Annotated in this window: 16 protein-coding genes; 1 reads left to right on the top strand and 15 read right to left on the bottom strand. The window is 71.1% G+C overall.

Features of this window, described 5'->3' with window-relative positions:
• Positions 1-18: 18 nt before the first annotated feature.
• The 5 genes from atpE to MMF94_RS09055 form a co-directional block, all read right to left on the bottom strand.
• On the bottom strand, positions 19-225 hold the full coding sequence (gene atpE / locus MMF94_RS09075; protein WP_241035860.1) for an ATP synthase F0 subunit C: 207 nt from the start codon (positions 223-225) through the stop codon (positions 19-21).
• Positions 226-293: 68 nt separating this feature from the next.
• A complete protein-coding gene (atpB, locus tag MMF94_RS09070; RefSeq protein WP_241035859.1) occupies positions 294-1,091 on the bottom strand; it encodes a F0F1 ATP synthase subunit A in 798 nt (265 codons plus the stop codon).
• 476 nt (positions 1,092-1,567) lie between these two features.
• Complete coding sequence (locus tag MMF94_RS09065) at positions 1,568-2,008, bottom strand: Cg1360 family ATP-synthase-associated protein (RefSeq protein WP_241035858.1); 441 nt, start codon at positions 2,006-2,008, stop codon at positions 1,568-1,570.
• Positions 2,005-3,153: a glycosyltransferase family 4 protein gene (locus MMF94_RS09060; protein WP_241035857.1), complete on the bottom strand. Its 1,149-nt coding sequence runs from the start codon at positions 3,151-3,153 to the stop codon at positions 2,005-2,007. Before MMF94_RS09060 ends, MMF94_RS09065 begins: the two co-directional genes overlap by 4 nt.
• Before the next feature lie 28 nt (positions 3,154-3,181).
• Positions 3,182-4,492 carry a serine hydroxymethyltransferase gene (locus tag MMF94_RS09055; RefSeq protein ID WP_241035856.1) on the bottom strand — a complete coding sequence of 437 codons (1,311 nt, stop codon included), beginning with the start codon at positions 4,490-4,492 and terminating at the stop codon, positions 3,182-3,184.
• 102 nt (positions 4,493-4,594) lie between these two features.
• On the opposite strand from MMF94_RS09055, the gene MMF94_RS09050 reads away from it, so the two are divergent.
• Positions 4,595-5,320, top strand: coding sequence for a TetR/AcrR family transcriptional regulator (locus MMF94_RS09050; RefSeq protein ID WP_241035855.1), 726 nt, complete (start codon positions 4,595-4,597; stop codon positions 5,318-5,320).
• On the opposite strand, the gene MMF94_RS09045 is transcribed toward MMF94_RS09050, so the two are convergent.
• From MMF94_RS09045 to argS, 10 genes are all read right to left on the bottom strand, one after another.
• Complete coding sequence (locus MMF94_RS09045; RefSeq protein ID WP_241035854.1) at positions 5,310-5,957, bottom strand: L-threonylcarbamoyladenylate synthase; 648 nt, start codon at positions 5,955-5,957, stop codon at positions 5,310-5,312. The genes MMF94_RS09050 and MMF94_RS09045 overlap by 11 nt on opposite strands.
• A gap of 9 nt (positions 5,958-5,966) precedes the next feature.
• On the bottom strand, positions 5,967-6,845 hold the full coding sequence (gene prmC / locus MMF94_RS09040) for a peptide chain release factor N(5)-glutamine methyltransferase (RefSeq protein ID WP_241035853.1): 879 nt from the start codon (positions 6,843-6,845) through the stop codon (positions 5,967-5,969).
• A 49-nt stretch (positions 6,846-6,894) separates the two neighbouring features.
• Entirely contained in the window at positions 6,895-7,959 is a 1,065-nt protein-coding gene (gene prfA / locus MMF94_RS09035) for a peptide chain release factor 1 (RefSeq protein ID WP_241035852.1), read from the bottom strand.
• Positions 7,960-8,046: 87 nt separating this feature from the next.
• A complete protein-coding gene (gene rpmE, locus MMF94_RS09030) occupies positions 8,047-8,268 on the bottom strand; it encodes a 50S ribosomal protein L31 (protein ID WP_241035851.1) in 222 nt (73 codons plus the stop codon).
• A gap of 129 nt (positions 8,269-8,397) precedes the next feature.
• Positions 8,398-10,539 carry a transcription termination factor Rho gene (gene rho, locus MMF94_RS09025; protein WP_241036027.1) on the bottom strand — a complete coding sequence of 714 codons (2,142 nt, stop codon included), beginning with the start codon at positions 10,537-10,539 and terminating at the stop codon, positions 8,398-8,400.
• A gap of 389 nt (positions 10,540-10,928) precedes the next feature.
• Positions 10,929-11,831, bottom strand: coding sequence for a homoserine kinase (gene thrB / locus MMF94_RS09020; RefSeq protein WP_241035850.1), 903 nt, complete (start codon positions 11,829-11,831; stop codon positions 10,929-10,931).
• 79 nt (positions 11,832-11,910) lie between these two features.
• A complete protein-coding gene (gene thrC / locus MMF94_RS09015) occupies positions 11,911-12,975 on the bottom strand; it encodes a threonine synthase (protein ID WP_241035849.1) in 1,065 nt (354 codons plus the stop codon).
• Positions 12,976-12,983: 8 nt separating this feature from the next.
• On the bottom strand, positions 12,984-14,303 hold the full coding sequence (locus tag MMF94_RS09010; RefSeq protein ID WP_277398682.1) for a homoserine dehydrogenase: 1,320 nt from the start codon (positions 14,301-14,303) through the stop codon (positions 12,984-12,986).
• Positions 14,304-14,456: 153 nt separating this feature from the next.
• Positions 14,457-15,899 (bottom strand): diaminopimelate decarboxylase, encoded by a 1,443-nt coding sequence (lysA, locus tag MMF94_RS09005; protein ID WP_241035848.1) that lies wholly within the window; start codon positions 15,897-15,899, stop codon positions 14,457-14,459.
• Positions 15,900-15,972: 73 nt separating this feature from the next.
• Positions 15,973-17,628, bottom strand: coding sequence for an arginine--tRNA ligase (argS, locus tag MMF94_RS09000; protein ID WP_241035847.1), 1,656 nt, complete (start codon positions 17,626-17,628; stop codon positions 15,973-15,975).
• Positions 17,629-17,738 lie beyond the last annotated feature (110 nt).

Below are 17,738 nucleotides of genomic sequence, written 5' to 3'. Positions count from 1 at the left end.
TGGGCGCTCGACGTGTGACTAGAACGCGAACGCGAGCACGAGGCCCAGGATGGCGAGCGCCTCGGAGAGGGCGAAGCCGATGAACGCGATGCCCTGCAGCTGGCCGCGGGCCTCCGGCTGGCGGGCGACACCGTTGATGAATGCGGAGAAGACGATGCCGACGCCGATACCCGGGCCGATGGCGGAGAGGCCGTACCCGATGACGTTCAGGTTGCCGGTGATCATTGAACTTTTCCTTCCGTCCGGTCCGCGGTACGTCCCGCGGACCCGTCAGTTCGTGGGAGCGGGGCGACCTAGTGGTCGTCGGCGAGTACCGCGCCGAGGTACGAGGCCGTGAGGATCGTGAAGATGTAGGCCTGCACGACCTGGATGAAGGCCTCGAAGAGCGTGAACACGATGCCGAGCGCGAACGCGGCCGGGGAGAGGATCTGGAGAACGATCGACTGGGAGTACACCAGCATGTACTCACCGCCGAGGATGAACACCAGCAGCAACAGGTGGCCGGCGAACATGTTGCCGAAGAGTCGCAGCGACAGCGTGACGGGCCGCAGCAGGATGTTCGAGAGGAACTCGATCGGCGTGAGGATGATGCGCACCCACCACGGCACATCCGGCGGCCACGTCGACACCCGCATGTAGCCGACGAAACCGTGCTTGCGAAGTCCGACGTAGTTGTAGAGCAGCCAGACCACGCCGGCGAGCGCGTACGGCATGCCGGGGTGCGCGAAGGTGGGGAACTGGATGAACGGCACGATCCCGAACAGGTTGTTCACCAGGATGAAGGCGAACAGCGTGGTGAGGAACGGGACGAACTTCAGGAACTCCGGCCCGATGTTGTCGCGCGCGATGGTGTTCCGCACGATGCCGTGGAAGGACTCGCCGAGGAACTGCCGTTTGCTCGGGACGAGCTGGGCTCCGCCCCGCACCGTGTACATGAAGAACGCGAACACGATGATCGCTGCGAGTACGAGTTCCAGTACCGGCTTCGTGACAGGCCCGAAGATCGGCGGTAGCTGGAAGTCGGCGACACCCGGTGACTCGAAGCCCGGATTGGGGCCTGGAGGTGGTGGGGCGGTGGCCAGGATGGTCACCCAATGCTCCTTCCGGTTCCGTCGACCGGGTGGCCCGGGTCGGCAGAATCGTGACGATCAGGACTTAACGTACCTGATGTAGATCAAGTACATCGAGGCCGCCCCGCCGAACAGCAGTCCGATCGGCGTGAACGCTCGGGTACCCAACAGTGCGTCCAACCCCCATCCGATCCCCCCGAACAGGAAGAATCCGGACAGCAGGTAGGACAGAGCGGTCCAAGCATCGCCCGGGGGCGGCGGTTGCTTGCCGCCTCCACGCGACTGGCCCGGCTCCATCGCAGAGGACCATATCAGGAGAGTTAGCGCTGGTTTACCAGGGATGACCTCGGCGGACGGCCCCCGTCGCGTCGACGCCCGCTCCGGTGTCCCGGAAGCGACGCCGACGTGGCTCTATCGCGTGTAGAACCTTAACGGGGAGTGACCGGCGACTCAGAGAGATTCCGGTCACACCACGCTGTCACTCGATCCGGTGACACTCAGAGATCCACGGCCGGGATGCGCGTTCGCACGAAGCCGACGACCTCGCCGATGATCCACGCCGCGGTCACGGCGAGCATGGTGAACGCGAAAGCCTGGTTGTCGAACAGCGTGGTGCCCCGGAACAACAGCAGGAACACCAGCAGGAAACCGACCTTGCCGGTGAAGGCGGTCATGGCGCCGATCATGACTCCGGCAGGCGCTGCCCTGGCCGTCCTCGACATCACGAAGGTGCCGAGCCAGCCCAGGCCACCGGCGACGACCGAGCCGACCACCGCACCGATCGCCCCCGACGTTCCGCGCATCAGCGTAGCCACGACGATCGACGCCACTGCGACGATCACCGCCAGGATCACGGCGTTGCGCTGCATCGCGGCCGCGAGCTTCAACACGGACGCGACGTGTGGAGCGTCCTTCACCGGTGGATCGGGATCGGTCATCTGGCCCTCACTCTCGGAATCGCGGTGGCGAGCACGGCCACTACCAGGCCGATCCCCACCGCCCACAACACGATGAACGGGTCGTCGATCAGCGCCAGCGCCACCGCCCCGAACGCCAGCACTCCGGCCCAGAGGTAGATCAGGAGCACCGCGCGCCGCTGGCTGTGGCCGATCTCGAGCAGCCGGTGATGCAGGTGCATCTTGTCGGGCGAGAACGGGCTCATGCCCTTGCGCGTGCGCCGGACCACCGCCATGAGCAGGTCAAGCAGCGGGACGAACACCACCGCCGCGAGCACGAAGAGCGGCGCGAACAACGCCAGCACATCGCTCCCGTCGGCACCGATGATCGAGATCTTCCCGGAGGCGCTCGTGGTGGCGGCGGCGAGCAGCAGACCGATGAGCATCGACCCCGAGTCGCCCATGAAGATCCGGGCAGGGTTGAAGTTGTGGGGCAGGAAACCGAGGCACGCCCCGGCGAGCACGGCCGCGATGAGAGCGGGCGAGTACGCGGACGGGTCGTTGCCCACCCGCTGCACCAGCCCGATGGCGAACAGGCCCGTGGCCGCGGCGGCGATCAGGCCGATGCCCGACGCCAGCCCGTCGAGACCGTCGACGAAGTTCATCGCGTTCACGAGCGCCACCGTGACCAGCACGGTCAGGACCACGCCCTGTTCCTGGCCGAGGATCAAGAGCGACCCGGAGACGCCAGTGCCACCGCCACCCCACGGGACGTAGAACACGGTCCACTGCACGCCGAAGATCACCAGTATGCCGGCCGCGGTGGTCTGACCGGCGAACTTCGTGAGCGCGTCGAGCTCGTAGCGGTCGTCGAGTGCACCGACGGCGGCGAGCAGCACGGCGGCGCCGAAGACGCCGACCATCTCGTAGGCGTTGTTGTCGAACGCGAGGCGCAGCGCGGGCAGCTGGTAGGCCATCCCGACGCCGGCGAGCACGCCGCCGAGCATGGCCAGCCCACCCCAGCGGGGGGTGGGCGTGACGTGGACGTCTCGCCCCCGCGGCCACGCGACGGCGCCCAAGCGGAGCGCGAGCACCCGCACCGGGCCGACGAGCAGGAACGTGACCACGGCCGCCGTCAACCCCGTGAGGAGGTACTCCCGGATCGGCAGGACGAACGTGGGGACCACGACGATCTTCCCGGGCAGCCGGCGGGGATCAGGGCCGCGGGTACGCGGGAGCGCGCGCCACCAGGGTGCTGACCGCCTCGGCTACGTCGGCCAGCTCGGCGTCGCCCGCCGGGGTGCCGTGCTCGGCCCGCACGGCGCGGCCCAGCAGGGCGCCGATCTCCGCCATGTCGGACTCGACCATCCCCTGCGTGGTGACGCTCGGCGAGCCCACCCGCAGACCCGACGGCTTCAGCGGCGGGGCGGGGTCGTACGGGATGGCGTTCTTGTTGAGCGTGATCCGTGCGGCGTCACAACGGGTCTCGGCCTGGTCGCCCGTGACACCGATGGGCCGCAGGTCGACCAGCGCCAGGTGGGTGTCGGTGCCGCCGGAGACGGCACGCATGCCCTCCGCCTCGAGGCTCTTGGCCAGGGCCTGCGCGTTGGCGATCACCTGCGCGGCGTACGCCTGGTACTCCGGCTGCGCCGCCTCCTTCATGGCCACGGCCTTCGCGGCGATGGCGTGCATGAGCGGACCGCCCTGGGAGAACGGGAAGACGGCCTTGTCGATCGCCTTCGCGTGCTCGGCACGAGCGAGGATCATGCCCCCGCGCGGGCCGCGCAGCACCTTGTGCGTGGTGGCCGTGACCACGTCGGCGAACGGAACCGGGGACGGGATCGCCTTGCCTGCCACCAGGCCGATGAAGTGGGCGGCGTCGACCATGAGCTTCGCGCCCACCTCGTCGGCGATCTCCCGGAAAGCGGCGAAGTCGATCAGCCGCGGGTACGCCGTGGCGCCTGCGATGATCATCTTCGGCTGGTGCTCGCGGGCCAGGTCGCGCACCTGGTCGTAGTCGATCAGCTCCGAGTCCTCGCGCACCGTGTAGGACACGGCGTTGAACCACTTGCCGGAGAAGCTGACCTTGCTGCCGTGGGTGAGGTGGCCACCCTGCTTGAGGTCCATCGCGAGCACGGTGTCGCCGGGCTGCGTGAAAGCCGCGTACACCGCGAAGTTCGCCGATGCGCCGGAGTGCGGCTGCAGGTTGACGTGGTCGGCACCGAACAGCTCGCGGGTGCGGGCGTTGCCGATCTCCTCCGCGCGGTCGACGACCTCGCAGCCACCGTAGTAGCGCCGGCCGGGGTACCCCTCGGCGTACTTGTTGGAGAGCGTCGAGCCGAGGGCGGCGAGCACCGCGGGGCTCGTGAGGTTCTCGCTCGCGATGAGCTGCAGTCCGCCGCGCAACCGGCTCAGCTCGTCGAGCACCACTCCCGCGATCTCGGGATCCTGGTGCTGCAACGCGTCGAAGTCCGGGCCCCAGAACGGGGTGTGCTGCTCAGGGCTCTGCTGGCTGCGCTCGCTCACGCTTGACAACGGTACCCGGACCGGTCTGTCAGCCCATCCCGGCACCAAGAGCACTGTTCACACTTGTTGCCGATGCTCTGTAAACCATGTCAGACTCCCCCCATGGTCGCTGCCGGTACCCGCGCCCGCGTGCGCGCCGAACTGACTCGCGAGATCGTCGACGTGGCCCGTCGGCACCTCGCCTCCGACGGCGCCGCCGCGCTCTCGCTACGGGCCGTCGCCCGCGAGCTCGGCATGGCTTCCTCCGCCGTCTACCGGTACTTCCCCAGCCGCGACGAACTGCTCACCACCCTGATCGTCGACGCCTACGACGCGCTCGGCGCCGACGCCGAGGAGGCCGAGCGCGCCGTACCGCGCAGCGACCTCCGCGCCCGCTTCAGGTCCGTCTGCACTGCGACACGGGAGTGGGCGCTGGCCCATCCCCATGAGTACGCCCTGGTCTACGGCTCGCCGGTGCCCGGATACGCGGCACCGGAGTCCACCATCGGCCCGGCGGCACGCGTCGGGGTGGTGCTGAGCCGGGTGATCGCCGACGGGGTGGACTCGGGCGTGGTCGATCCCGCCGCGGACGCGACCGGCGCCGACGCGACACTCACACCCGGCCTCGCCGTCAGCGTCGGGCTGCCGATCGAGGAGCCGAACTCGTCGCTGGCGGCCCGGATGGTGCTGGCCTGGACGGCGTTGTTCGGACTGATCAGCTTCGAGCTCTTCGGCCACACGAACAACGTGGTGGACGACCGCGCGCGCTACTTCGACGACGCCGTGGAGCGGCTGGCCACGATGGTCGGCCTCCGCCAGGAGGAGGGCCGGCCGGCGGCTACACCGTGATGACCTCGCGGCCGAGCACCTCGGCCACAGCAGCCGTGCTGACAGCGCCCTCGCGCAGCACCCGCGGGTCGTCGCCCGTGAGGTCGACCACCGTGGAGGCGATGGGCTCACCGGACGGCCCGCCGTCGAGGTAGACGGCAACGGAGTCGCCCAGCTGGGCCTGCGCCTCGGCTGCCGAGGCCGCGGGCGCCGAGCCCGAGACGTTCGCGCTGGACACGGCCATGGGGCCGACATCGCGCAGCAGTTCGAGCGCCACGGGGTGCAGCGGCATCCGCAGCATCACGGTGCCCTTGGTGGACCCGAGGTCCCAGTCGAGCGACGGTGCGTGCGGGAGCACGATCGACAAGCCGCCCGGCCAGAACGCCTCGATCAGGTCACGCGCCGTCTTCGGCACTCCGAGCACCAGCCCGTCGATGGTGGACCAGGAGCCGACGAGCACCGGCACGGGCATGTCCGGGCCACGCCTCTTCGCCGCGAGCAGTGAGCGCACGGCGGTGCTGCTGAACGCGTCGCAGCCGATCCCGTAGACGGTGTCGGTGGGGAGCACGACCAGCCGGCCGCGTCGTACGGTGCGGGCTGCGGCGGCGAGTCCCTCGACGCGGGCGTCCGGGTCGCTGCAGTCGTAGGTGGTTGCCACGACCGGAGCCTACGAGGCGCCGACGCTGCGGCGCCGCGCGGTAGCGAAACGGGGACGACCTGCGAGGTCGTGGTGCTCCTCGACGTCGGTGAGCACCCGGCGACGGCGCAGCAGCGCGGGCACGACCTCGCCGTGGGTGTCGTCGTGCTCGATGGCGAGGCAGCCGCCGTAGCGCAGCAGCCCCGCCGATGCGGCGATGACCGCGCGGATGATCTCCAGACCGTCGGGTCCGCCGTACAGGGCGTCCGGTGGGTCCCAGCCGGCCACCTCGGGGGGCAACGGCGTGCCGTCGGGAACGTAGGGCGGGTTGCACAACACCAGGTCGACGTGTGACTCGAGCTCGACGAGCAGGTCGGTCCAGCGGACGTCGGCCGCGTGCAGCGTGACCGGGGCGCCACCGGCGTTCACGTGGGCGGAGATGTTGCGCTGTGCCCACGTCAGCGCGACGGAATCGGCCTCGACGGCGTGCACCACGGCGTCCGGACGGCACGCGACCACACCGAGCGCGAGCGCGGCCGACCCCGTACACAGGTCCACCACCAGCGGAGACGGGATACCGGCGATCGCTTGCAGGCCCCATTCGAGCAGCAGCTCGGTCTCGGGACGTGGGGTGAACACGCCGGGTCCGACCGCAACGGTGACCGGACCCAGGACCGCCGTGCCGAGCAGGTGCTGCAGCGGTTCGCGGGCGGCTCGCCGCTCCACGAGCTGCCGCAGCTCCTCCACCACCGGTGGGTCCACGAGCGGCTGGAGGAGCAACCGGCCCCGGTCGACGCCGACGACGTGGGCGGCGAGCAGCTCGGCATCGACGCGCGGCGAGTCGATCCCCGCAGCGGCGAGCGTGCGCTCGGCCTCCAGAATCGCCAGCCGCAACGGTTGCCTGGTCACGCCCCGCCCCTTCCCCCTGGTTGCGGGTGGGCCGTGGTGGACCGCGACCTCACGCGCCCACCGCCTCCGCGCGCTCGGCCGCCGCGAGCGCGGCCAAGAGATCGTCGAGATCGCCGTCGAGGACGGCGGCGAGATTGTGGGCCTTGTAGCCGACACGGTGGTCGGAGATCCGGCTCTCCGGGTAGTTGTAGGTGCGGATCCGCTCGGACCGGTCGACCGTGCGCACCTGCGACCGTCGATCAGCCGAGGCCTGGGCCGCGGCCTCCGCTTCGGCGAGCGCCTGCAGCCGCGACCGCAGCACCTCCATCGCGCGCGCCCGGTTCTGGAGCTGCGACCGCTCGTTCTGGCAGCTCACGACGATGCCGGTGGGCAGATGCGTGATCCGCACGGCCGAGTCGGTGGTGTTGACGCTCTGCCCGCCGTGGCCAGAGGACCGGAACACGTCGATGCGGAGGTCGTTCTCGTCGACCTCGACGGCAGCGTCGTCGCCGGTGTCCGGGTAGACGAGCACGCCGGCAGCGGACGTGTGCACACGGCCCTGCGACTCGGTGACCGGCACGCGCTGCACGCGGTGGACACCACCCTCGAACTTCAGCGCCGACCAGACGCCGTCGGCCTCCGGTGTGCGGGACCGGACCGAGAGCGTGATGTCCTTGTATCCGCCCAGGTCGGACGGCACGGCATCGAGAATCTCGGTGGCCCAGCCGCGGCGCTCGGCATAGCGCAGGTACATCCGTACGAGGTCGCCCGCGAACAGCGCCGACTCCTCGCCGCCTTCGCCGGACTTCACCTCGAGCACGATGTCGTCGCCGTTGTGGGGGTCGCGCGGCACGAGCAGCTCTGCCAGGCGGCGCTCCAGCGCCGGGATCCGGGCGGCCAGCGTGTCGGCCTCGGCTGCGAAGCTCTGGTCCTCGGCCGCGAGCTCACGCGCCGCGGCCTCGTCCTCGCGGACCGAGGCCAGCTCACGCGCGACGGCGACGATCGGGCCGATCTGCGAGTAGCGACGGCCGAGCTTGCGTGCCGTGGCCGCGTCGGCGTGGACGTCCGGGTCGGCGAGCCGCAGCTCCAGCTCAGCGTGCTCCGCAAGCACCGCTTCCACCGCTGGTGTAGTCATCGCCCCTCCCGTCCGTCTCGCGATCTCCTCTGCTGCTGCGAACATGCGGACGGCGCCCACCAGGACAGGTGGGCGCCGTCGACGACGCTAGGACTTCTTGTCGGCGCGCTTGCCGTAACGGGCCTCGAAGCGGGCCACGCGACCACCGGAGTCGAGGATCCGCTGCTTGCCGGTGTAGAAGGGGTGGCAAGCGGAACAGGTCTCGACGGACATGGTGCCGCTGGTCTTGGTGCTGCGCGTGGTGAACTGGTTGCCGCAGCCGCAGGTGACCTGCGTCTCGACGTACTCGGGGTGAATGCCGGAGCGCACGTTGGTTCCTCTCGATATGGCGCCGGGTCCCCGCGAATCGCGAGGTGAACCGGAACCGGAGCGTGACAGTTCATTCAACCACCCGGCCCGCCTGCGGATTCCCGCGGGCGGTCCGGGTGGCCGGGCGTATCAGTCGTCGGCGCCAGGGGTGCTCTTCGCCACCTGCATCAGGAACTCGATGTTGGTGCGCGTCTTGCGGAGCTGGGTGAGCAGCAGGTCGATGGCCTGCTGGTCGTCCAGGGCCGCGAGGACCCGGCGGAGCTTGACCATGACGGCGTGCTCGTCGGGCGAGAGCAGCAGCTCGTCCTTACGCGTGCCGGAGTCACCGACGTCGATGGCCGGGAACACGCGCTTGTCGGCGATCTTGCGGTCGAGCTTGAGCTCGGCGTTGCCGGTGCCCTTGAACTCCTCGAAGATCACCGTGTCCATCGTGGACCCGGTCTCGACGAGCGCCGTGGCGAAGATCGTCAGCGAGCCGCCGTCCTCGATGTTGCGCGCCGCGCCGAGGAACCGCTTCGGCGGGTAGAGCGCCGTGGAGTCGACACCACCGGAGAGGATCCGGCCCGACGCCGGCGCCGCCAGGTTGTAGGCCCGGCCGAGGCGCGTGATGTTGTCGAGGAGCACGACCACGTCGTGACCCATCTCGACCAGGCGCTTCGCCCGCTCGATCGACAGCTCCGCGACCGTGGTGTGGTCGGTCGGCGGCCGGTCGAACGTGGACGCGATGACCTCGCCCTTCACCGACCGCTGCATGTCGGTGACCTCCTCAGGCCGCTCGTCCACGAGGACGACCATGAGGTGGCACTCCGGGTTGTTGGTGGTGATCGCGTTGGCGATGTTCTGCATGATCGTGGTCTTGCCCGCCTTGGGCGGCGACACGATCAGCGCACGCTGGCCCTTGCCGACCGGCATCACCAGGTCGATCACGCGGGTGGTGAGCTTGTGCGGCTCGGTCTCCAGGCGCAGCCGCTCGTTCGGGTAGAGCGGGGTGAGCTTGGTGAACTCCGGCCGGTTCCGAGCGCTCTCCGGGTCCTGGCCGTTGATCGAGTCGACGCGCACCAGCGGGTTGAACTTCTGCCGCGACTGCTCGCCCTCGCGGGGCTCGCGCACGGCGCCCGTGATCGCGTCACCGCGGCGCAGGCCGTACTTGCGGACCATCGACAGCGACACGTAGACGTCCGTGGGGCCGGACAGGTAGCCGGTGGTGCGCACGAACGCGTAGTTGTCGAGGATGTCGACGATGCCCGCGACGGGTAGCAACACGTCGCCGTCGCGCACCTCGGTGTCGACATTGCCCTGTCCGCCCTGGCCACTGCCGGGGCGCTCCCGGTCGCGGCCCCGGCGACGGTCGCGGAACCGGCGGCCACGACGGCCACGGCCGTCGCCGTCGTCGTCATCGTCGTCGGGCCGGTTGTCGCGCGGACCGCGGTTGTCGGCGCGGTTGTCCGAACGGTTGTCGGGGCGGCCCCCCGACCGGTTGCCGTCCTGGCGGTTGTCCGAACGGTCACCCCGGTCGTTGCGGCTCTCGCCACGATCGTTGCGGTTCTCGCCCCGGTCGCCCCGGTCATTGCGCTCGTTACGGTTCTCGCCACGGTCGGGGCGCGTGTCGCCGCGGTTGTCGCCGCGGTCGTCGCGGCCATCGCGCGTGCGGTTGTACTGGCGCTCTTCGGCCGGGCTCTCGGTGGAGACGTGTGCGGTGGAGTCGGCCGTGGTCTCGCCGCCCTGCTCACCACCGCGGTTGCGCCGGCTCTGCCGGCTGCGGCGGCTGCCCGTGTCGCTCTCGGCGTCGGCCGCGGGGGCCTCGGCCGGAGCGGTGCTCGGGGCGGGCGTGCTGTCGATCGCAGGCGCGACGCCGTTGGTCGCCTCGACCACGGGTGCCGCGTCGACGGCCGGGGCGGTCACCACGGGGCCGCCGTTCGCGACCGGGCTGCCGTTGGCGGCAGGGGCCTCCACAGCGGTGGTGACGTCGGGCGCGCCGGCCGGGCGCGACGCGGTGCGACGGCGCCGGGTGGGCGGGGCGGCGGCGGCCGGGGCGGCCTCGGCCTGCGCAGCACCGTTGGTGCTGGCAGCGTCGGCGACCGTGGGAGCGTCCGTGCCGGCGGCGGCGGGCACGGAGTTGTCCGGCAGCGAGAGCTGCGCGGCGGCCGGCTTGCGGGCGGGAGCGCCGCCCTGCTTCTCCTTGATGGCGGCGATCAGGTCGCCCTTGCGCATGCCGGCGGTGTCGGGGATGTTGAGCTCCCCGGCGAGCTGGCGGAGCTCCGCCAGCACCATGCCGGTCAGTCCACCGCGCTTGCGCGGTGCAGGGGCTGTCTCGGTGCTGACGAGATCGGTCTCGCTCACTGATGTCCTTCCTGACCAAAATCCACTGGTCAGCGGGATTCACACACTCGCCCGGACGGTGCGCCGGACGACATGTCGGTCAACGGATCGCGGGAGCGCGGCCGCCCCGACAGGCAGGGGCGGCGATCGGCGCGACGGTCGCGACTGAAGGCCGCCCGGGTCGAAATCAGAAGTGATCCAACGGATACGAAGATTCCGGCTCGAGTGGCCACACGGATGACGCGTGGATCGCCGTTGCGGTGCCGAGAGTAGACGTTCACCCCTCGGTGCGGCAACAACCCCCCTGCTCGACGCGCCGGACGGCAGCTGTGGGAATGGGGCTACCCGATCTCGATCGTGGCCCCGGCGTCATCGACAGGCAGTGCGACGGCCCTGAACCTGTGCAGGTCCAGGCCCTCGGGCAGAGTCCCGTCGGCCGTCAGTGCCAGCACGGACGGTCCGGCGCCGGAGATCGCGGCGGGGATGCCCCGCTCGCGCAGCGCGTCCACCAGACGGGACGACTCCGGATATGCCGGACGCCGGTAACCCTGGTGCAGACGATCCTCTGTGGCCGGAAGCAGCAGGTCAGGCCGTTGGGTGAACGCCAGAACGGCGAGCGCGGTGCGGCTGCCGGTGAAGGCCGCGTCCCGCAGCGGTACGTGATCGGGCAGAAGCCCTCGCGTGGCGCTGGTGGACGATTCTCTTCCCGCGATGAGTGCAACCGGGTGGATCCCCGGATGCGTCTCGAGTTGTACAGCGTGAAACCGCTCGGCGATATTCCCGGCAGTTTCCCAGGCGACGACGAAGCCGCCGTAGAGGCTGGCCGCTGCGTTGTCGGCGTGGCCCTCCATCCCGGCCGTGACCTGCAGCACCGTCTCGCGCTCCAGCTCCAGGTCACGCCCGGCGAGCACGACGGCCGCAACGGCGCCCGCGACCGCGGCCGCCGCCGAACTACCCAGCCCGCGGGAATGGGGAATCGCATTGCGACATCGCATCCGCAGGCCCGGCGGGGCATCTCCGACGATGTTCCACGTGGCACGCATGGCGCGCACCACGAGGTGCGCCTCGTCGCAGGGGACCTGACCGGCCCCTTCCCCCTCGATCTCGACGTCGACGCCCCCGGACGTGACCGAGACCTCGACGTCGTCGTGGAGCGCGAGCGCGAGGCCGAACGAGTCGAACCCGGGCCCGAGGTTCGCCGACGAGCCGGGCACGCGGATTCGGACCTCGCCAGGCCTGCCCATCAGCGCGACCCCGGTGGCGCGGCGCCAGCGGCAGCCAAAAACGTCATGAATGTCACTTTTCCGGCGCGGGCACCGACGCTCATCGCAGCTCCAGCGCGTCGGCCACGGCGCCCGGATCGATGGGCACCACGGTGGGCTCGGGCGCCGCGAGCAGCGCCGTGTCGGGGTCCTTCAGACCGTGGCCGGTGACGGTGCACACCACGAGCGACCCGCGCGGCAGCGTGCCGTCGCCCGCCGACTGCAGGAGTCCGGCCACGCTCGCCGCGGACGCCGGCTCCACGAAAACGGCTTCGTGCGCAGCCAGCAGGCGGTACGCGGCGAGGATCTCGTCGTCGGAGACCGCGGCGAACTGCCCGCCCGATTCGTCACGGGCTGTGACGGCTGCCGCCCAGGACGCCGGTGCGCCGATCCGGATGGCTGTGGCGATCGTCTCCGGATGCCGGACCGGAGCGCCGTGCACGAGCGGAGCGGCGCCTTCGGCCTGGTAGCCGAACATCCGGGGCGCCGCGCCGATCAGGCCGTCGGCGCGGTAGGCGCGGTAGCCGGCCCAGTAGGCGGTGATGTTGCCGGCGTTGCCGACGGGCAGGCAGTGCACGTCGGGAGCGCGGCCCAGCTCGTCGCAGATCTCGTACGCGGCGCTCGCCTGGCCCGCGATCCGGGTGGGGTTCACCGAGTTGACCAGCGCGGCGACGGGGTAGTCGGCCGCCGTCTTGCGGGCGAGCTCGAGACAGTCGTCGAAGTTGCCGTCGATCTGCAGAATCCGCGCGCCGTGCGCCACGGCCTGGGCCAGCTTGCCGAGCGCGATCTTGCCCTGCGGAACGAGAACCGCGCAGGTCAGACCGGCCCTCGCGGCATAGGCGGCGGCCGATGCCGACGTGTTGCCCGTGGACGCGCACAGCACGCCCTTCTTGCCCTGGGCCAGCGCGTCGGTGACCGCCACCGTCATCCCGCGGTCCTTGAACGACCCCGTCGGGTTGGCGCCGTCGACCTTGAGGAAGACCTCGCAGCCGGTGCGCCGGGACAGGTGCGGAGCAGGCAGAAGCGGCGTGCCACCCTCACCGAGCGTCACCACCGTCCAGCCGGGCTCGACGGGCATCCGCTCCCGGTAGGCCTCGATCACCCCGGGCCACCGGGTCGCTTTCATCGCGGAGCTCACCCGGCAACACCCTTCCGGCCCAGGTCCTCGACCCGGAGCACGCTGTCGACGACCCGCACGGCGTCCAGGCCGGCAAGCACTTCCACCGTGGCGGCGAGGGCCGCCTCGGGCGCTGCGTGCGTGACGACGACGAGGCGCGCCGCCGCTCCGCCGTTGCCGCCACCGGTCTGCCGGACTGCGGCGATGCTCACGCCGCGATGGGCGAACTCGCCGGAGATCGCCGCGAGCACGCCGGCACGGTCGTCGACGTCGAGGCTGACGTGATAACGCGTGCGCACGCTCCCCATCGCGCGAACAGGCAGGCTGGCGTAGGCGGACTCGCGGGGAGCACGCCCACCGCCCACACGGTTGCGCGCCACCGCCACGATGTCGCCGAGCACGGCGCTGGCCGTGGGCGCGCCACCGGCCCCCTGCCCGTAGAACATCATCTGGCCCGCCGCCTCTGCCTCGACGAACACCGCGTTGAAGGCGCCGTCGACGGACGCCAGCGGGTGGGCGGCGGGAATCATCGCCGGGTACACGCGTGCGGAGACCGACTCGGGGATGTCGCCGTCGGGCGGGGTGCGCTCGCAGATCGCCACCAGCTTGATCACGCATCCCATCCCCGCCGCCGCGGTGATGTCGGACGCCGTGACCGAGCGAATCCCCTCGCAGTGCACGTCATTGGCCGTGACGCGGGTGTGGAACGCGAGCGAGGCGAGGATCGCGGCCTTGGACGCCGCGTCGTAGCCGTCGACGTCGGCACTCGGGTCGGCCTCGGCGTAACCGAGCCGCGTGGCCTCCTCCAGCGCCTCGGAGAAGCTCGACCCGGAGGCCGTCATCGCGGAGAGGATGAAGTTGGTGGTGCCGTTGACGATCCCGGCGACGCGCGTGATCCGGTCGCCTGCCAGCGACTCGCGCAGCGAGCGCAGCAGCGGGATCGCCGCGGCGACGGCCGCTTCGTAGTAGAGGTCCACCCCGGACGCGTCGGCCGCCTCGGCCAGCGCGGGGCCGTCGTCGGCGAGGAGGGCCTTGTTGGCCGTCACCACCGACTTGCCGGCCTTGAGCGCCTCCAGCAGCAGCGTGCGAGCGGGTTCGATGCCGCCGATCACCTCGACGACGACGTCCACGTCGTCGCGCGTGACCAGGCCCGCGGCGTTGTCCGTGAGGAGATCGCCCAGGTCGGCGTGCTTGTGGGGGCGACGAACGGCCACACCGGCCAGCTCGACCGGCGCCCCCGCGCGGGCCGCGAGCTCGTCGGCGTGCTCCCGCAACAGCCGCACCACCTCACGGCCGACGGTGCCGCAGCCCAGCATCGCGACGCGGATCGGTGTCACAGCGCTTTTCCTGTCACAGCCCTCTTCCCGTCACGCGCTTGTCGGTCGTGCCATTGTCCCCGCCGTCACAGCGTTCTCGTCATCGCGTTGCAGTCGTCACAAACCCGAATCATCGCGGGTGACGGACCGTGGACGAAGTCCGGGTGGGCGGCCTCACCCGGAGACCTCGAGCCGGAACTGGTCGTCGAGCGTCTCCCTGCGGAGCAGGACGCGTGCCTGCCCGTCCCGCACCGCGACGACCGCGGGCCGTGGCAGCCGGTTGTAGGAGCTCGCCATCGAGTAGCAGTACGCGCCGGTCGCGGCCACCGCGAGCAGGTCGCCGGGCGCGACGTCGGCGGGCAGCCAGCAGTCGCGCACCACGATGTCGCCGCTCTCGCAGTGCTTGCCGACCACCCTGGACAGTGCGGCCTCGTCGCTGCCGTCGAGCTGGGAGGACCGCGACACGAGCCGGCAGTCGTACACGGCGTCGTAGAGGGCGGTGCGGATGTTGTCGCTCATCCCGCCGTCGACGCTCACGTAGCGACGCGAGGTGTGGCCGTCGAGCGGCACGTCCTTGAGGGTGCCCACCTCGTAGAGCGTGACGGTGCCCGGGCCCGCGATGCTGCGCCCCGGCTCGACCGCGATCTCGGGGACGTCCAGGTCGGCCTCGTGGCACTCGTGCTTGACGATCGAGCGCAGCTCCTCGGCCAGGCGCGCCACGTCCAGCGGCTCCTCGGAGGCGCGGTAGGCGATGCCGAAGCCGCCGCCGAGGTCGAGCGTGGTGATCGACCCGAGCGCCTCGTCGCCGTGCTCCTTGTGCAGCTGCGCGTGGAAGCGCACCACGCGGTGGGCGGCGACCCGGAAGCCCTCGGTGTCGAAGATCTGGCTCCCGATGTGGCTGTGCAGCCCGACGAGCCGCAGCCCGGCGGACCCGATCACGCGCCGCGCAGCCTCAGCGGCGTCGCTCCCCTCGCCACCGGCGATGGAGAACCCGAACTTCTGGTCCTCGTGCGCCGTGGCGATGAACTCGTGCGTGTGGGCCTCGACGCCCACCGTCACGCGGATCATCACCGGCGTGACGACGCCACGGTCGCGCGAGATGGCGTCCAGGCGGGCGATCTCGTGGAACGAGTCGAGCACCACGCGCCCGACCCCGGCCTCGACGGCGGCGACGAGCTCGTCGAGGGACTTGTTGTTGCCGTGCATCGCGATCCGCTCGGCGGGGAAACCGGCGCGCAGCGCGACGGCGAGCTCGCCGCCGCTGGCCACGTCCAGGCTGAGCCCCTCCTCGGCCACCCAGCGGGCGACCTCGGTGCACAGGAACGCCTTGGCCGCGTAGTGCACGGCATCCGCGCCGAAGGCGTGGGCGAACTCGGCGGCGCGGGACCGGAAGTCCTCCTCGTCCACGACGAAGAGCGGGGTGCCGTAGGTCTCGGCCAGCTCACGCACGTCGACCCCGGCGATCCGGAGCGCTCCGTCGTCGCCGCGAGCGGCGTTGCGCGGCCACACCGCGGGGGCCAGCTCGTCGAGCCCTGCGGCGTCGAGCGGCCGGGGCCCGGCGGTCTCCGGAGGCGCCAGGATGCCGGCGTGCAGGGGCCCGGCCGGGTGCGCCCTCATGATGCCGCCGCCGCGGGGAAGAGCACGTCGGCCGGCAATGACGGCGCCTCCGCGGGAGAGAGCACGTCGGCGCTCACATCCGCTCCGGTGCGGACACGCCCAGCAGCGAGAGGCCGTTGGCGAACACCTGGCGGGCCGCCACGCACAGCGCGAGCCGGTTGCGGTGCAGGTCGGAGATCTCCTCGTCGCCGATCGGTAGCACGCGACAGGCGTCGTAGAACTTGTGGTACGCGCTCGCCAGCTGCTCCAGGTAGCGCGCCACCCGGTGCGGCTCGCGCAGCTCGGCGGCCGACGCGACCACCGCCGGGAACTCGCCGATCGTGCGGATCAGGTCGCCCTCGCGGGGCTGGTCGAGCAGGCCGAAGTCCGGTACGTCGGGCACGGTGACGCCGAGGTCGGCCGCGTTGCGCGCCAGCGACGCGAGCCGGGCGTGCGCGTACTGCACGTAGAAGACCGGGTTGTCGTTGCTGCGGCGAACGATCAGGTCCAGGTCGATGTCGAGGGTGGAGTCGACCGACGACCGGATCAGCGTGTAGCGCGCAGCGTCGACACCGACGGCGTCCACCAGGTCGTCCATGCTCACGGCGGTGCCGGCCCGCTTGCTCATCCGCACCGGCTGGCCGTCGCGGAACAGGTTGACCATCTGGCCGATCAGGACCTCGACGGTGTTCGGGTCGTCGCCGAACGCGGCCGCTGCCGCCCGCAGCCGAGCGATGTAGCCGTGGTGGTCGGCGCCGAGCATGTAGATGCACAGGTCGAAGCCACGCTTGCGCTTGTCCAGGTAGTAGGCGAGGTCGCCCGCGATGTAGGCGGGCTGGCCGTCGCTCTTGATGACCGGACGGTCCTTGTCGTCGCCCTGGTCGGTGGAGCGCAGCCACCACGCGCCGTCGGAGAAGTAGAGGTTGCCCGAGTCCTTGAGCCGCTGCACCGCCGCGCCGACCGCACCCGAGTCGTGCAGGGACTTCTCGTGGAACCACACGTCGAAGTCGGTGCCGAACGCGTGCAGAGCCCGCTTGATCTCGTCGAACATGAGGTTGACGCCGATCCGGCGGAACTCCTCGCGACGCTGCGCGTCGGGCAGGTCGAGGACTCCGGGCTCGGCGGTCGTGATCTGGGCCGCGATCTCGCCGATGTAGGCGCCGCCGTACCCGTTCTCCGGGGTGGGCTCGCCCTTCGCCGCGGCGACCAGCGAGTCGACGAAGCGGTCGATCTGGCCACCGGCGTCGTTGAAGTAGTACTCCCGGGTGACCTTGCCGCCCCGGGCGGCGAGCACCCGGCCGAGCGCATCGCCGACGGCGGCCCAGCGGGTGTGGCCGAGGTGCAGCGGCCCGGTGGGGTTGGCGGAGACGAACTCCAGGTTGATGTTCCGATCGGCGAGCTCGTCGCCGGTGCCGTAGGCGTCGCCCGCCTGCAGGACGTCGCCGACGATCGCGCCCTGCGCGTCGGCGGCGAGCCGGAGGTTGATGAAGCCGGGCCCGGCGATCTCCGCGCTCTCGATGGCGTCGCGGGCGGCGAGGGCCTCGGCGAGCCAGCCGGCCAGTTCGCGCGGGGGGACGCCGGCCTTCTTCGCGGTACGGAGGGCCACGTTGGTGGCGTAGTCGCCGTGCTCGGGGTTGCGCGGACGCTCGACGCCGACGTCGTCGGGCAGCGCCGCGAGGTCCAGGCCGCGGTCCGTGAGCACCTCGGACGCGGTCGAGCGGACCAGGTCGGCGAGCAGGGCGGGATTCACCCGACCCAGTCTAGGAGGTGGCGCTCGCCACTTACTCACGCCTCACTCCTACACTTGCCCTCCGGCAAGGGCCGTCCGGGTGACGCCCGCGCCTCCTTTCCCGGCCCCTA

It is taken from the genome of Pseudonocardia alaniniphila (assembly GCF_022524485.1).
GTDB classification, from domain to species: domain Bacteria; phylum Actinomycetota; class Actinomycetes; order Mycobacteriales; family Pseudonocardiaceae; genus Pseudonocardia; species Pseudonocardia alaniniphila.
Note: the sequence above shows the minus strand (reverse complement) of the source record. Positions and strands in the feature narration are given on the sequence as shown.

Coding starts and splice junctions, on each gene's coding strand:
- atpE (WP_241035860.1), bottom strand. CDS start 225: ATGATCACCGGCAACCTGAACGTCATCGGGTACGGCCTCTCCGCCATC.
- MMF94_RS09065 (WP_241035858.1), bottom strand. CDS start 2,008: ATGACCGATCCCGATCCACCGGTGAAGGACGCTCCACACGTCGCGTCC.
- MMF94_RS09050 (WP_241035855.1), top strand. CDS start 4,595: ATGGTCGCTGCCGGTACCCGCGCCCGCGTGCGCGCCGAACTGACTCGC.
- prfA (WP_241035852.1), bottom strand. CDS start 7,959: ATGACTACACCAGCGGTGGAAGCGGTGCTTGCGGAGCACGCTGAGCTG.
- rho (WP_241036027.1), bottom strand. CDS start 10,539: ATGGTGCTGGCGGAGCTCCGCCAGCTCGCCGGGGAGCTCAACATCCCC.
- thrB (WP_241035850.1), bottom strand. CDS start 11,831: ATGGGCAGGCCTGGCGAGGTCCGAATCCGCGTGCCCGGCTCGTCGGCG.
- thrC (WP_241035849.1), bottom strand. CDS start 12,975: ATGAAAGCGACCCGGTGGCCCGGGGTGATCGAGGCCTACCGGGAGCGG.
- lysA (WP_241035848.1), bottom strand. CDS start 15,899: ATGAGGGCGCACCCGGCCGGGCCCCTGCACGCCGGCATCCTGGCGCCT.